The following is a 354-nucleotide window of genomic DNA, read 5'->3' as shown; positions in this document are numbered from 1 at the left end:
CGTCGAAGTCGTCTAAGTCCATGGGTTCGTCAGCGGCCGACGCGTCCATATCTGGCCCAAAGACGAGTCATCGAAAAAGTGTGTCGTCATCCCAGTCCCAGAGGGCGTACGCGTATCCGCACCCGACGGCGGCGGTAAACTGAAAGAGAGAAAGGAACTGAAGCAGGCCGGCCAGCGAGGGGTCTCGAATCAGCGTCGCAGTCCGTGTCGGTACCGAATCGGTCGCCAAGGTTGTGAGAAACGCTCCCTCTTCCCCGCCCTCGTCGTCAACGAACGACTCCATTGCTCGCTTCGAGTATCCCTGCCAGAATGCCCTGTCGACTAACCACCGAAACTCCGTCCGGTACTCGAACA

At 59.0% G+C, this 354-nt stretch carries 1 pseudogene; it reads right to left on the bottom strand.

Annotation, left to right across the window (positions count from 1 at the left end):
- Positions 1–67 precede the first annotated feature (67 nt).
- Positions 68–354: pseudogene (locus EXE45_RS18385) on the bottom strand (glycosyltransferase family 2 protein); the annotation flags it as partial.

Origin of the sequence: Halorubrum sp. SP9, assembly GCF_005435015.1 — an archaeon.
GTDB lineage: Archaea > Halobacteriota > Halobacteria > Halobacteriales > Haloferacaceae > Halorubrum > Halorubrum sodomense.
This window is presented reverse-complemented; position numbering and strand designations above follow the sequence as displayed.